The 12,839-nt window shown below is 61.0% G+C and carries 12 protein-coding genes; 10 read left to right on the forward strand and 2 right to left on the reverse strand.

All coding sequences use genetic code 11. The features are described from left to right. Positions 1-79: 79 nt before the first annotated feature. Positions 80-2,917, reverse strand: a complete 2,838-nt coding sequence (uvrA, locus tag ACSSNI_RS13725; RefSeq protein WP_159969085.1) for an excinuclease ABC subunit UvrA — start codon at positions 2,915-2,917, stop codon at positions 80-82. 131 nt (positions 2,918-3,048) lie between these two features. Here uvrA and ACSSNI_RS13730 point away from each other — a divergent pair, with 131 nt between their 5' ends. The 4 genes from ACSSNI_RS13730 (at position 3,049) to ACSSNI_RS13745 (ending at position 6,890) form a co-directional block, all read left to right on the forward strand. Continuing rightward, complete coding sequence (locus tag ACSSNI_RS13730; RefSeq protein ID WP_200638210.1) at positions 3,049-4,416, forward strand: MFS transporter; 1,368 nt, start codon at positions 3,049-3,051, stop codon at positions 4,414-4,416. A 162-nt stretch (positions 4,417-4,578) separates the two neighbouring features. Beyond that, positions 4,579-5,073 carry a single-stranded DNA-binding protein gene (locus tag ACSSNI_RS13735; protein ID WP_019339955.1) on the forward strand — a complete coding sequence of 165 codons (495 nt, stop codon included), beginning with the start codon at positions 4,579-4,581 and terminating at the stop codon, positions 5,071-5,073. A gap of 10 nt (positions 5,074-5,083) precedes the next feature. Further along, positions 5,084-5,968, forward strand: coding sequence for a sugar nucleotide-binding protein (locus ACSSNI_RS13740; protein WP_200638212.1), 885 nt, complete (start codon positions 5,084-5,086; stop codon positions 5,966-5,968). Continuing rightward, complete coding sequence (locus ACSSNI_RS13745) at positions 5,961-6,890, forward strand: NAD-dependent epimerase/dehydratase family protein (RefSeq protein ID WP_200638213.1); 930 nt, start codon at positions 5,961-5,963, stop codon at positions 6,888-6,890. The genes ACSSNI_RS13740 and ACSSNI_RS13745 overlap by 8 nt, the downstream gene beginning before the upstream one ends. A gap of 72 nt (positions 6,891-6,962) precedes the next feature. Here the strand turns inward: ACSSNI_RS13745 and ACSSNI_RS13750 are convergent, their stop codons facing one another. Next, positions 6,963-7,649 carry an OmpW/AlkL family protein gene (locus tag ACSSNI_RS13750; protein WP_200638214.1) on the reverse strand — a complete coding sequence of 229 codons (687 nt, stop codon included), beginning with the start codon at positions 7,647-7,649 and terminating at the stop codon, positions 6,963-6,965. A 199-nt stretch (positions 7,650-7,848) separates the two neighbouring features. On the opposite strand from ACSSNI_RS13750, the gene ACSSNI_RS13755 reads away from it, so the two are divergent. From ACSSNI_RS13755 to ACSSNI_RS13780, 6 genes are read left to right on the forward strand one after another with little or no spacing between them, the layout of a single operon-like run. Continuing rightward, entirely contained in the window at positions 7,849-8,619 is a 771-nt protein-coding gene (locus ACSSNI_RS13755; RefSeq protein WP_200638215.1) for a DUF3450 domain-containing protein, read from the forward strand. Further along, a complete protein-coding gene (locus tag ACSSNI_RS13760; protein WP_200638216.1) occupies positions 8,616-9,962 on the forward strand; it encodes a MotA/TolQ/ExbB proton channel family protein in 1,347 nt (448 codons plus the stop codon). Before ACSSNI_RS13755 ends, ACSSNI_RS13760 begins: the two co-directional genes overlap by 4 nt. Continuing rightward, entirely contained in the window at positions 9,955-10,500 is a 546-nt protein-coding gene (locus tag ACSSNI_RS13765) for a MotA/TolQ/ExbB proton channel family protein (RefSeq protein WP_102838116.1), read from the forward strand. Before ACSSNI_RS13760 ends, ACSSNI_RS13765 begins: the two co-directional genes overlap by 8 nt. Positions 10,501-10,510: 10 nt before the next feature. Beyond that, entirely contained in the window at positions 10,511-10,924 is a 414-nt protein-coding gene (locus tag ACSSNI_RS13770; RefSeq protein ID WP_200638217.1) for an ExbD/TolR family protein, read from the forward strand. Further along, on the forward strand, positions 10,924-11,634 hold the full coding sequence (locus ACSSNI_RS13775; protein WP_148926953.1) for an energy transducer TonB: 711 nt from the start codon (positions 10,924-10,926) through the stop codon (positions 11,632-11,634). Before ACSSNI_RS13770 ends, ACSSNI_RS13775 begins: the two co-directional genes overlap by 1 nt. A 1-nt stretch (position 11,635) precedes the next feature. After that, positions 11,636-12,727: a tetratricopeptide repeat protein gene (locus ACSSNI_RS13780; protein ID WP_200638218.1), complete on the forward strand. Its 1,092-nt coding sequence runs from the start codon at positions 11,636-11,638 to the stop codon at positions 12,725-12,727. Positions 12,728-12,839 lie beyond the last annotated feature (112 nt).

Genomic DNA, 12,839 nt, shown 5'->3' on the forward strand with positions numbered 1-12,839 from the left:
CCTGAACCGCCGTATACGGAACCGTACGTACGGTGGTGTGAGAGGACGGCGGATGTGAATCCGCCTCCTACTCGATCTGTCAGGCCTTGTCGCGCTCCAATAAAGGCTTCAGGAAATGACCGGTATGTGACTGGGTCATCGAGGCGACTTGTTCAGGGGTGCCGGTTGCGATGATCTGTCCGCCCTTCGAGCCTCCTTCCGGCCCTAAATCCACGAGCCAGTCAGCGGTCTTGATGACGTCAAGGTTGTGTTCGATTACCACAACAGTATTGCCGTGGTCGCGAAGACGGTGAAGTACGTCAAGGAGTTGCTGGATATCCGCGAAGTGCAGGCCAGTGGTTGGCTCGTCGAGGATGTACAGGGTTTTGCCCGTGTCGCGCTTGGAAAGCTCTCGGGATAGCTTGACGCGCTGAGCTTCGCCGCCGGACAGCGTGGTCGCACTCTGTCCCAGCTTTATATAAGACAGCCCTACGTCCATTAGCGTTTGCAGCTTACGCGCCACCGCAGGCACGGGATCGAAGAACTCCCTGGCTTCCTCAATGGTCATGCCCAGCACTTCGGTAATGCTTTTGCCCTTGTACTTCACCTCGAGCGTTTCGCGGTTGTACCGCTTGCCTTTGCACACATCACAGGGCACATAGATGTCGGGCAGAAAATGCATTTCTACCTTGATCACGCCGTCGCCTTGGCAGGCTTCGCAGCGCCCGCCCTTCACGTTGAAGGAGAAGCGCCCGGGTCCGTAGCCCCTCGAGCGTGCTTCCGGTACGCCAGCAAACAGTTCGCGAATGGGCGTGAAGAGGCCGGTGTAGGTGGCCGGGTTAGAGCGAGGCGTCCTTCCAATCGGGCTCTGATCAATGTCCACGACCTTGTCCAGGTGCTGGAGGCCGTCGAACGAGTCGTGTGGTGCCACTTCCAGTGTTGTAGCGCCGTTCAAGGCTGTGGCGGTGATCGGGAAAAGCGTGTTGTTGATCAGCGTCGACTTACCCGAACCCGAAACGCCCGTGATGCAGGTAAGCAGGCCGACAGGGATCTCCAGATCCACATTGCGCAGATTATTGCCCCGCGCGCCCTTGAGTTTGAGCAGCTTGCCTGGATCGCGCGGTGTACGTTCGGCTGGATAGAGAATCTTTACCCGGCCAGATAAATACCCACCGGTCAGCGAAGCAGGGTTGGACATCACTTCGTCGGGCGTGCCTTCTGCGACGATTTGCCCGCCATGCACGCCGGCGCCTGGGCCAATGTCGACGACGTAGTCTGCCAGGCGTATAGCGTCCTCATCGTGCTCGACGACAATCACTGTGTTGCCTATGTCGCGGAGGTGGCGAAGGGTGCCCAGCAGGCGTTCGTTGTCTCGCTGGTGTAGGCCAATCGAAGGCTCGTCGAGGATGTACATGACGCCGACCAGGCCTGCACCGATCTGGCTCGCCAGGCGGATGCGCTGGGCTTCGCCGCCGGACAGCGTGTCAGCGCTGCGGTCCAGGGTCAGGTAGTCCAGCCCAACGTTCACCAGGAATTGCAGTCGCTCGCAGATCTCCTTGAGAATCTTGTCTGCGATTTCGCCGCGACGGCCCGGTAGCGTGAGTCCAGCGAAATATTCTGTGGCGTCGCCAATCGGCAGCCCGGTCACTGCCGGTAGCGTCTTGTCCCCGACCCAGACATGGCGAGCTTCGCGGCGCAGCCGAGTACCACGGCACTCCGGGCAGGGCTGGGTGCTGAGATACTTGGCGAGTTCTTCACGTACCGAGTTGGATTCGGTTTCGCGGTAGCGGCGTTCGAGGTTGGGGATGATGCCTTCGAAAGGGTGCGATCGCTTTACGATGTCGCCGCGGTCGTTTAGATAGCGGAAGTCGACATTTTCCTTGCCGCTGCCACGCAGAACATATTTCTGCTGCTCGGCGGGCAGAGCATCAAACGGCTCGTCGAGGCTGAACCCGTAATGCGAGGCGAGTGAGCCGAGCATCTGGAAGTAATAAACATTGCGCCGATCCCAGCCGCGGATAGCGCCTTCAGCCAGTGTTAGCTCGCCATTGACCAGGCGCTTGGCGTCGAAGAATTGTTTGACGCCAAGGCCATCACAGGTTGGACAGGCCCCGGCTGGATTGTTGAAAGAGAAGAGCTTTGGCTCCAGCTCACTGATCGAGTGTCCACAGACGGGGCAGGCGAAGCGAGCAGAGAAAATCATCTCTTCGCTGTCGTCCTCTTCTTCCATCGGCGCGACCAAGGCGATGCCGTCGGCCAGTTTCAGCGCCGTTTCGAACGATTCGGCGAGGCGCTGCTGCAGGTCGTTGCGGACCTTGAAACGGTCCACCACAACGTCGATGGAGTGCTTCTTCTGCTTGTCCAGCTTCGGCAGTTCATCGAGCTCGTAGAGTCGACCGTTGACCCGAGCGCGTACAAAACCCTGCGCGCGTAATTCATCGAATACCGCCAGATGCTCGCCCTTGCGCTCGCGGATGACCGGCGCAAGAAGCATCAGCTTGCGACCTTCAGGAAGCGCGAGGACCTGGTCGACCATCTGGCTGACCGTTTGGGCTTCCAGCGGGGCGTCATGGTCAGGGCAGCGTGGCGTGCCCGCACGTGCATAGAGCAGCCGCAGGTAGTCGTAGATCTCGGTGATGGTGCCGACGGTGGAACGTGGGTTGTGGGAGGTCGACTTCTGCTCGATGGATATGGCCGGCGAGAGCCCTTCGATGGTATCGACGTCGGGCTTTTCCATCATCGAGAGAAACTGCCGGGCATATGCCGACAGAGACTCGACGTAGCGGCGCTGGCCCTCGGCATAAAGTGTGTCGAAGGCCAGCGAGGACTTGCCCGAACCAGACAGGCCTGTGATCACGATCAGTTTGTCGCGTGGCAAGGTCAGGTCGATGTTTTTCAGGTTGTGGGTCCGAGCCCCACGAATCAGAATCTTGTCCAAAGCAGCCTCGCATGGCGGGCGAAAACCCGAAAGTATACGGCCAGGGGCGACATCGCGGCAAAGTAGCGAACCTGTGCCGAGCAGGGGATGACTGCTAGAATCGCCGCCGGTTAATTCAAGCGAGACCCCACATGCAGGATCCTTACAGCGAGCGCATGAGCGCTAGCGAAACCCGCGCAGCCTCCGGCTTAGCCTTGGTTTTCGCGTTTCGCATGCTCGGCATGTTCATGGTGCTGCCGGTGCTAGCAACCTATGGTATGGATCTGCAGGGTGCAACGCCGGCACTCATTGGTCTCGCCATTGGTGCTTATGGTTTGACCCAGGCGGTGCTGCAAATTCCGTTCGGAATCATTTCCGATCGAATTGGCCGTCTTCCGGTGATCTATTTCGGGCTGTTGATCTTTGCTGCTGGCGCTGCATTTGCCGCGACGGCCGACACCATCTGGGGAGTGATAGCCGGTCGTGTCCTGCAGGGGGCGGGTGCGATCTCGGCCGCGGTAATGGCCCTGTTGTCCGATCTGACCCGTGAGCAGCATCGCACCAAGGCAATGGCGATGATCGGCATGAGTATCGGGGTGTCGTTCGCGGTGGCGATGGTTGTCGGCCCGCTGCTGACGAGTGCATTCGGACTTTCCGGGCTGTTTTGGGTGACGGCTGGTATGGCAGCGCTAGGCATGCTGGTCGTAGCCGTACTTCCGCGCGCGCCAGCACATATCCGGCACCGGGAATCCGGAGTCGCCCGGCAGGCGCTGGGTGCAACGCTCCGCCATTCCGATCTGTTGCGGCTTGATTTCAGTATTTTCGCGCTGCATGCCGTTCTCATGGCCAGCTTCGTCGCGTTACCGCTGGCGCTGGTGAATGAAGCCGCCCTGCCCAAGGAGGAGCACTGGTGGGTGTACCTTACCGCGCTGGTAGTAGGTTTCTTCGGTATGGTGCCTTTCATTATCTATGGTGAAAAGAAGCGTCAGATGAGGCGCATCGTCCTGGGTGCGGTCGCGGTGCTGGTACTTTCCGAGTTGTTCCTCTGGTGGTTCGGCGATCGGCTCTGGTCGTTGGTCGGCGGCATGATCGTCTTCTTCATCGCTTTCAACTTGCTGGAAGCTTCATTGCCGTCACTGATCAGCAAGGTCGCCCCGGCGGGTGGCAAGGGAACGGCGATGGGGATCTATTCAACGAGTCAGTTCCTTGGTTCCGGCCTGGGCGGCGTGCTCGGCGGCTGGCTCTACCAGCTGGGTGGTCTAGGGACGGTGTTCGCAGGGTGTGCAGCGCTGTGTGCGCTCTGGTTTGTTGTGACCTGGAGCATGCGAGAGCCGCCATACGTCACGGGGCTGCGTCTGCCGCTGTCCGCCGGTGCGGCGCGTAATCCAGCACTTACGGAGCAGATGATGGCGATCCCGGGCGTATCCGACGCGGTGGTGATCGTCGAGGAGGCCGCTGCTTATGTGAAGGTGGACATGAAGGTGCTGGATCGAGCTGCGCTGGATCACCTGGTGGCCTGAAGGAAAGGCGCCAGATTTTCGGTATGTAGGTTTGGCTTTGGCCTTCGTCCGGTCGCGCCGGTTGGCCCACTTCGGGCGGTAGGGTAAGATTGCCGGTCATTGGCTGTTTCCCGCATGCGGATTCGAGCCAACCACCTTCATGTTTGAGCAAAGGAGTTACCCATGGCCAGAGGGGTGAACAAAGTCATCTTGATCGGCAATGTCGGCGGCGACCCGGAAACCCGCTACATGCCCAATGGCAATGCGGTGACCAACATCACGCTGGCCACTACCGACAGCTGGAAGGACAAGCAGACCGGCCAGCAGCAGGAGCGCACCGAGTGGCACCGCGTCGTGCTGTTCGGCAAGGTTGCCGAGATTGCTGGCGAATACCTGCGCAAGGGCTCGCAGTGCTACATCGAAGGCCGCCTGCAGACCCGTGAGTGGGAAAAGGACGGCGTTAAACGCTATACCACCGAGGTGGTTGTGGACATGGGCGGGACCATGCAGTTGCTTGGTGGCCGTGGTGGTAGCTCCGACGATGCGCCGCGTCAATCCCAGCCGCGCCCGCAGCGTGAATCCCAACCGCAGCAGCAGTCGCGCCCGCAGTCTCAGCCACAACCCGCTCAGCAGCCTGCGCCGGACTACGACAGCTTCGACGACGATATTCCGTTCTAGAGTTCACTCCATGCGAATGCGCCTGATGCTGTTGGGCGGCGGTAATGCCCTGGGTCAGGCGCTTATCCGCCTGGGTGCCGAGGAAGACATTGGCTTCCTCGCGCCGCGCCCGCCCAGTCAGGGCTGGGATGCGCCAAGTCTGACCACTTTGCTCGACGATAACCGTCCGGATATCGTGATCAACCTCGCCTATTACTTCGACTGGTTCCAGAGCGGGCGGGTCGATGAAACGGCGCTGACCAAGCAGGAGCGCGCCGTAGAGCGCCTGGCCGAGCTGGGGCAGCATCATCAGTTCGTATTGATGCAGCCGTCCAGCTACCGTGTTTTTGATGGGGCCCGAACGACTTCTTACAGCGAAAAAGACGAAGTGGCGCCGCTGGACGCGCGTAGCTGTGCCCTATGGCGTATGGAGCAGAGCGTGCGTGCGCTTTGCCCTCGGCACGTTCTTCTGCGCTTTGGCTGGTTGCTGGACGACAGTTCGGACGGCTTGCTAGGCCGTTTCCTTCAGCGTCTTGAGCAGAGCGAGGAGCTTTGTCTCGCCGATGACCGTCGTGGCAATCCTACGCCGGTGGAAGATGCGGCGCGGGTCATCCTGGCTGTGCTGAAGCAATTGGATTGTCAGGCGCCACTTTGGGGAACCTATCACTATGGTGGGCATGAGGCGTCAACCCCACTGGTGGTTGGTCAGGCGCTCCTGACCGAGGCGGCCAGTCATCGCCCGCTGGCGGTTGAAAGCCTGACCCCCATCGCTCATGCAGCTTGCTCAGATGCAGCAGACGAGCCACAGCACGGCGTGTTGGCTTGCAAGAAAATATTCAACACCTTTGGCATCAAGCCGCGTGCCTGGCGCACGGGGCTGCCGAGCTTACTGGAGCGTTATTACCGTCATGGCTGAACTGCCTGTTCTGGTTACCGGAGGGGCCGGGTTCATCGGCTCTAACCTTGTTGATGCACTTGTTGCTCGAGGCTGCGCCGTTCGGGTATTGGACAATCTGTCTACCGGCAAGCGCAGCAATTTGCCGGATGATGCGGGCGTTGAGCTGATCGTTGGCGACGTCGCGGATGCACAAACCGTATGCGATGCCGTTCGGGGATGTCGCGCCGTTGTGCATCTTGCGGCTGTGGCATCGGTACAGGCCTCGGTCGATGATCCGGTTGGCACGCATCAGAGCAATCTAGTGGGAACCCTGAATCTCTGTGAGGCGATGCGGCAAGCAGGTATACGCCGGGTTCTTTTCGCCTCGAGTGCGGCGGTATACGGTAACAACGGGGAGGGCGAGCCCATCGGTGAAGAGACGCCGAAAGCGCCGCTGACGCCCTATGCTGCAGACAAGCTGGCCAGCGAACACTATCTGGATTTCTACCGGCGTCAGCATGGACTTGAGCCGGTAGTCTTCCGTTTTTTCAATATCTATGGCCCCCGCCAGGATCCGTCTTCACCCTATTCGGGCGTGATCAGCATCTTTACCGAGCGTGCCCAGAAGGGCTTGCCTATCGCCGTTTTTGGCGACGGCGAGCAGACGCGCGACTTCGTGTATGTCGGCGATCTCGTCGAGCTTCTCATGCAGGCGCTGGAGTCGTCGGTGGTGCCGGAGGGCGCTGTGAATGTCGGACTGAACCAGGCGACCTCGCTGAACCAGCTGCTTGATGCAGTGGGTGAGGTGCTTGGCGAATTACCCGAGGTGAAATACCAGGCAGCGCGGCAGGGGGACATCCGTCATTCCCGTGCTAATAATACGAGGCTGCAGCAGCGCTATCGCTTACCAGAGCCTGCTACCGGAATGCGTGAAGGTCTGGTCAAATTGCTAGGTTTGTAGCGATTCGCGGAAACAGAAAAAGGCGCCGAATGGCGCCTTTGTTTTGTCAGAGGTTCGGCAGTGCCGATGACTTCAGAACTTGTAGCCGAGACCGACCATGTAGACCATTGGATCGACGTCAACATCGACTTTGACCTTGGCGCCGCCGAAGTTCGTTGTGCCTGTCGTATCGATGTCGATATAGCGAACCTGGGCGTTGACCATCACATTGTCGGTCAGCATGTAATCCATGCCCACTTGCGCAGCCAAGCCCCACGAGTCCTTCATGTCCAGGCCGCTGAAGCCCTTGCCCTCAGCTTCGCTGCTGAGCTTGTCATCGAAGAACCAGGTGTAGTTGATGCCAGCGCCGACGTAGGGTTGGAACGCTGACTTGCTGTCGAGCGGGTAGTACACGACGCTGAGGGTCGGTGGCAGATGCTTGAGTTCGCCCAGCTTGCCGTTCAACGATGCAAAACCGCCGGGCATGCCAGCAACACCGACGTCATGAGTGAAGGGGCTGGCGGCGAGCAGTTCGATACCGATTTTGTCGGTAACCATGTAGGCGAAGTTCAGACCCAGCTGGGTGTCGCTATCGAGCGTAGCCTTGGTGCCGGCAACGCTCGTGGAGAGGGCGCCTACCCAGATGTCACTGCTTTCCTCGTGCGGATCAACAGTAATCGCACCAGCACGCAGAAGTACATCACCAGCCTGGTAGGCCTGGGCGAAGGGGGAGGCGAGAGCTACGGCCAGCACGGACGCGGTAAACAGGGTCTTGCGCATAATGGAAACTCCATCGAGACATGGTGTGTTGCGACTGGTGGCCATGGTAGGACGTGCGGACGTGGCGACTTTGATCCAGCTCAACGAAACGCTCCGCTTTGCCCCGGCTGCGACGTAATGCCCGGGTTGCCTTCCTTTGCGGATCTAGATGATAATGTTTCTCTTTTCTGGTCTGACCTTCGTCTGCAAGGACCCATCAATGCAAGCCCTAATACCCCGACTCTTGGCGGTAGCCGTGTTGCCCTGCTGCATGCAGCTCCATGCAGCTCCGCTGGACGCTGCGCTAGAAGAGAGCCAGCAACTGGCCGCCGAAGCCAAGGCGTCGCAGGCGCGTATCGAGCAACTCGATGACGCGACGCGGCAGATGCTCACCGAATACCGCAATGCCGTTCAGCAGGCAGAGGCCCTGAAGGCCTACAACGAGCAGTTGGTCGAGCTGACCGCTGCGCAGCGCAAGGAGCTGGACGGGTTTCAGCGTCAGCTGGACAGCATCGAGCGTACCCAGGAAGCCGTTGCGCCGCAGATGGGGCGGATGATCGAAGTGCTTGAGGAGTTCATCGCGGCAGACCTTCCGTTCCTCCCCGACGAGCGCGCCGATCGCCTCGCCAGCCTGCAGGACATGCAGGCGCGCGCTGACGTCAGCCTTGCTGAGAAATATCGCCGCATCCTCGAGGCCTACCAGATCGAGAGTGACTACGGCCGGACCCTGGAAGCCTGGCGCGGCGAGCTGCCGGTCGAAGGCGGCAGTCGCAGCGTCGAATTCCTGCGTCTGGGTCGGACGATGCTTTATTACCAGACACTCGATGCACACGAGAGCGGTTGGTGGAACCCGAAGACCCGCGCCTGGGAAATACTCGATGGCAGCGCGCGTCGGCCAATCACCAAGGCGATCGCCATTGCTCGTCAACAGCAAGCCCCGACCTGGCTCGAACTGCCCATCAAGACCCTGGCCAAGGAGGCTGCGCAATGAGCCGCTTGTTGACGTTATTGCTCATCGGACTGTTGCCGGCAATGGTTCAGGCTGCCGAGCCCCTGAGCCCCGACCAGTTGCTCCAGCGTATTCGCAGCGAGCGCGCCGCGGAAGTCGACGCCATGCAAGCGCGGGAGCAGGCCTTCATTCAGAATCGCAGCGAGCACGCGCAACTGCTGGCGCGAGCCAATGCTGCGCTTGAAAAACAGAAAGCCGAAGCTGAGCGTCTGAAAACTGAATTCGATCGTCAGGAAGCCGAGTTGGCCGAGCAGGAAAAGCTGCTGGCTCAGCGCGTCGGTCATCTCGGTGAACTGTTTGGTGTGGTCAGGCAGAGCGCTGGTGACATCGCCGGGCAATGGCAGGACAGTCTGCTCAATGCCCTGTATCCGGAGCGTTTGCAGCGCCTGCGGGCGTTGGCGGAAAGCCGCACGCTGCCGTCGGCCGATGATCTGGACAGCTTCTGGATGACGCTGCTTGAGGACCTTACGGCCAGTGGTCAGGTGGAGCGTGTAGAGCTGCCGGTAGTCGGCGTCGACGGGCAGCGCAGCACCCAGCCGGTTCTGCGGGTCGGTAACTTCTCGGCATTCACCGATGATAATTTCCTGCGCTACGACAGCGACGCTCGCGAGTTGCTGACGCCGAGCCGTCAGCCTTCCGGCATGGGAACGGTCAAAGACTATATGAACAGCAGCGAGGCGTTGGCCACGCTGCCGATCGACCCGAGCCGTGGTTCGTTGCTGGCTCAGCTGCAGCGCCAGCCCCAATTGTGGGACCGTGTCCAGCAAGGTGGTCTGGTCGGCTGGGTCATTCTCGTCCTGGGTGCCATCGGCCTGATCCTTGCGGTATGGCGCATGGTCTATCTGGCTCGGGTTGGACGAGCGGTAAACCGGCAAACGCGCGAACTCAATCAGCCGCGTGACGATAATCCATTGGGCCGCATCATCGGTGTGCTGGGGCCGAAGCCCCAACTGTCAGACCTCGAGACCCTTGAGCTGAAGCTCGACGAGGCGATCCTCCAGGAAACACCACCACTCGAGCGCGGCCAGCCGCTGCTTAAGCTACTCAGCGCCGTCGCGCCGCTACTCGGCCTGCTGGGCACGGTGACCGGGATGATCGTGACCTTCCAGGCAATTACACAGAGTGGCGGCGGGGATTCTCGGCTAATGGCCGACGGTATTTCCCAGGCGTTGGTTACTACGGTGCTGGGACTGGTGGTGGCGATACCGCTGTTGTTCCTACACAGCCTGCTGGCCAGCCGCAGTAAGGCGCTGATCCAGCTGCTCGAACAGCAAAGCGCTGGGCTGATCGCGCTGCATCTGTCGGGGACTCCGCGTCGTGACTGATCTGCATGGCCAATGGCTGCGTTTGGTCGACAGCGGTTATGCGCTGCTCGACTTCATGGCGGCGGGTGGCGCGGTGATGTGGGCGCTGGCCGCCTTGTGCGTGCTGTATTGGACGCTGGTCTTCGAGCGGTTGTGGTTCATGCGCCGGGTGTTTCCGCGCTGGGTGGAAGCCCGCCGCGAGGCCTGGTCACGCCTGGGTAATGATTCCGGTAGCTGGCAACGCGCCGTGCGTAGCGCCTGGCTGGCGCAGGCCCAGCAGCAACTGGCCGGACCCTTGCGCATGAGCAAGACGCTGGTGGCGATGTACCCGCTGCTTGGATTGCTGGGCACCGTCAGCGGAATGATTGCGGTATTCGATGTGCTGGCGCTTAACGGCACCGGCAACCCGCGCGGCATGGCCGCGGGCGTCTGGCAGGCGACACTGCCGACCATGGCCGGCATGGTGCTGGCCATCACTGGACTGTTTAGCCTGGCGCGTCTCGAACGTATTTCGCGCCAGGCTCTCGACCGGCTGGCCGACCAGCTGCGTCACGATTGAGGATTAACGGATGCGTATGCGTCGTCACCACTACCAGCAGGAAGAAGATACCGGCATCGACCTGACGCCGATGCTCGACGTGGTTTTCATCATGCTGATTTTTTTCATCGTCACCAGCTCCTTTATCAAGGAATCCGGTGTCGAGGTTCAGCGGCCGCAGGCCGACACCGCCAGCGCGCAGGAAAAGGGCAATATCCTGATTGCGGTGACGGCGGATGGTCAGGTCTGGATCGACAAGCAGGCCGTGGACGTACGCAGCGTCAGGGCCCACGTCGAGCGCATGCGCGTCGACCAGCCGGAAGGTGCCGTCGTGGTGCAGGCCGATCAGGATGCGCGCACGGGCCTTGTGGTTCAGGTGATGGATCAGGCACGTCTCGCCGGGGTTCAGGACGTGGCCCTGGCCGCCAGTTCGGGAGCGCAGTGATGGTTCGTGGGCTGACCCGCGTCGGGTTGTCCTTCATCGCTGCCTGCGTGGTGGCGTTGCTGTTGTTTGCGCTGATGCTGAGCATGGTCAACCCGCCCCGTAGCGAGGTGACCGACGACCCGGTGGCCATTGCTAATTTCGTGCGGATGGACAATCGCAACGAAAGCACTGCCACCCGCTCGCGGCAGCAGGCACCGCAACCGCCTCAACCAAAGACACCCCAAACCCCCACGCCGCCGACCCCGAGCATGGCCACTCCGAGCGCCAATCTGCCGAAGCTCGATTTGCCCCTGCCGAACATCGACACCGGTGTATCGGTCGCCAGCGCGCCAGCGCCCAGCCTCGCCGGGCTGACAGCCGCGTCCGCTCCGGCAGCACCTCCTGCGCCAGCCGCTCCTTCGGCAGACGAGACGGCAGGACAGTCCGGTCCCGAGCAGGAAGTCATGCCGCTCAATGATGTTCGTCCCGAATACCCTTATCGGGCGCGTCAGCGCGGTATCGAAGGCCATATCAAACTCGCCTTCACCATCACCGCCGCCGGTAAGGTTGAAAACATCCGCGTGCTGGAGGCTTCGCCGTCGAATGTGTTCGATCGCGAGGCCCGCCGTGCCGCGGCCCGCTGGCGTTTCGCCCCGCGCACCGAAAACGGTTCGGCCGTCTCGCGTGAAGCCGTGAAAACCCTGCATTTCCGCCTGCAAGGAGAACGCTGACATGCCCCGTTTGCTGTTGTTGATCTCGTTGTTGTTCGCTGCATCGGCTCAGGCTGCCCAGAGCGTTGATCCCTCGGTGTTCAAAGCATTGGAACGAGCCCAGAGTGCGCAGGAGAAGGGCGACTATGGCGCTGCGCATCGCGCGCTGAAACAGGCCGAGGCAAAGCCAGGCAGTGCCGAGGAAGCCTTGTTATGGCGAAGCCGGGCGTATCTGGCCTGGGCTGAAGGCAACAATCGTCAAGCGCTGGAGCTACTCGACAAGGCGATCGCCAGTGGCAAGCTGGACGAGGCAATTCTGCCGAACGAGCGGCTCAATCTGGCGAAACTCAACCTGGTCGAACGCCGCTATGCCAAGGTCGTCAGCCTGCTGGGCTCACCCGCCAATGCAAGCGAAGAAGTGCTGCAGATGCTGGTGCAGGCTTATCAGGGGCTCGGGCAGCATGCCAAGGCATTGCCACTGGCCGAACGCTATGTCCAGGCCAACCCCAACGCGGCCGACACCTGGTTGCAGTTTCTGGTAGCCGGTAACGCTGAGCTGAAGCGTTACGAGACAGCAGAGCGCTGGCAAAGCAGGCTTCTAGCCCGTCATCCGGATCAAGCCAAGAGCTGGCGGCAGTTGGCGGGCTTGCAGCAGATGGCTGGCGATGAAGACAAGGCGCTGGCAACCCTCCGTGCGGCTCATGTCAAAGGTCTTCGATTTACTGAGGCCGAACTGGACAATCTAGTCTTGCTTGCCAGCGCCGCGGGTCAGCCCTGGCAAGGTGCCAAGCTGCTTCAGGGCATGCTTGACTCACGCCTTCTTCCCAGTGATGCCAAGCGGCGCGAACGTCTGGGGATGCTCTGGTGGCAAGCGCGTGAGCGTTCGCAGGCGGCGCAGATCTACCGCAATCTGGCGGCTCAATCCGGTAGCGCCACGTTCTGGCTCAACGTCGCTCAGCTGGAGCTGGAGCAAGCCCATTGGCAGGCCGGGCTCGATGCGCTGAAGCAGGCCGAGCGCGCAGGCGCCGAGCGACGCAAGGTTCGCTCATGGCGGGAGTGGGCCGAAGGCGAGCTAAGCTTCGAGCGTCAGCGTCAGGTCGCCAGCACTCGCTGACGGTGATGGGACGAACTGAGAGGGCGCTTTCAGGCAGCGCTGAGATGTCCTGAACGAGCGCTGCGCACGCTGCGTAGTAGAGGCAAACAGAAACCCCGCACCGACGCGGGGT

This window comes from Stutzerimonas tianxiuensis (genome assembly GCF_053470365.1).

Coding starts and splice junctions, on each gene's coding strand:
- ACSSNI_RS13730 (WP_200638210.1), top strand. CDS start 3,049: ATGCAGGATCCTTACAGCGAGCGCATGAGCGCTAGCGAAACCCGCGCA.
- ACSSNI_RS13735 (WP_019339955.1), top strand. CDS start 4,579: ATGGCCAGAGGGGTGAACAAAGTCATCTTGATCGGCAATGTCGGCGGC.
- ACSSNI_RS13740 (WP_200638212.1), top strand. CDS start 5,084: ATGCGAATGCGCCTGATGCTGTTGGGCGGCGGTAATGCCCTGGGTCAG.
- ACSSNI_RS13745 (WP_200638213.1), top strand. CDS start 5,961: ATGGCTGAACTGCCTGTTCTGGTTACCGGAGGGGCCGGGTTCATCGGC.
- ACSSNI_RS13750 (WP_200638214.1), bottom strand. CDS start 7,649: ATGCGCAAGACCCTGTTTACCGCGTCCGTGCTGGCCGTAGCTCTCGCC.
- ACSSNI_RS13755 (WP_200638215.1), top strand. CDS start 7,849: ATGCAAGCCCTAATACCCCGACTCTTGGCGGTAGCCGTGTTGCCCTGC.
- ACSSNI_RS13760 (WP_200638216.1), top strand. CDS start 8,616: ATGAGCCGCTTGTTGACGTTATTGCTCATCGGACTGTTGCCGGCAATG.
- ACSSNI_RS13770 (WP_200638217.1), top strand. CDS start 10,511: ATGCGTATGCGTCGTCACCACTACCAGCAGGAAGAAGATACCGGCATC.
- ACSSNI_RS13775 (WP_148926953.1), top strand. CDS start 10,924: ATGGTTCGTGGGCTGACCCGCGTCGGGTTGTCCTTCATCGCTGCCTGC.
- ACSSNI_RS13780 (WP_200638218.1), top strand. CDS start 11,636: ATGCCCCGTTTGCTGTTGTTGATCTCGTTGTTGTTCGCTGCATCGGCT.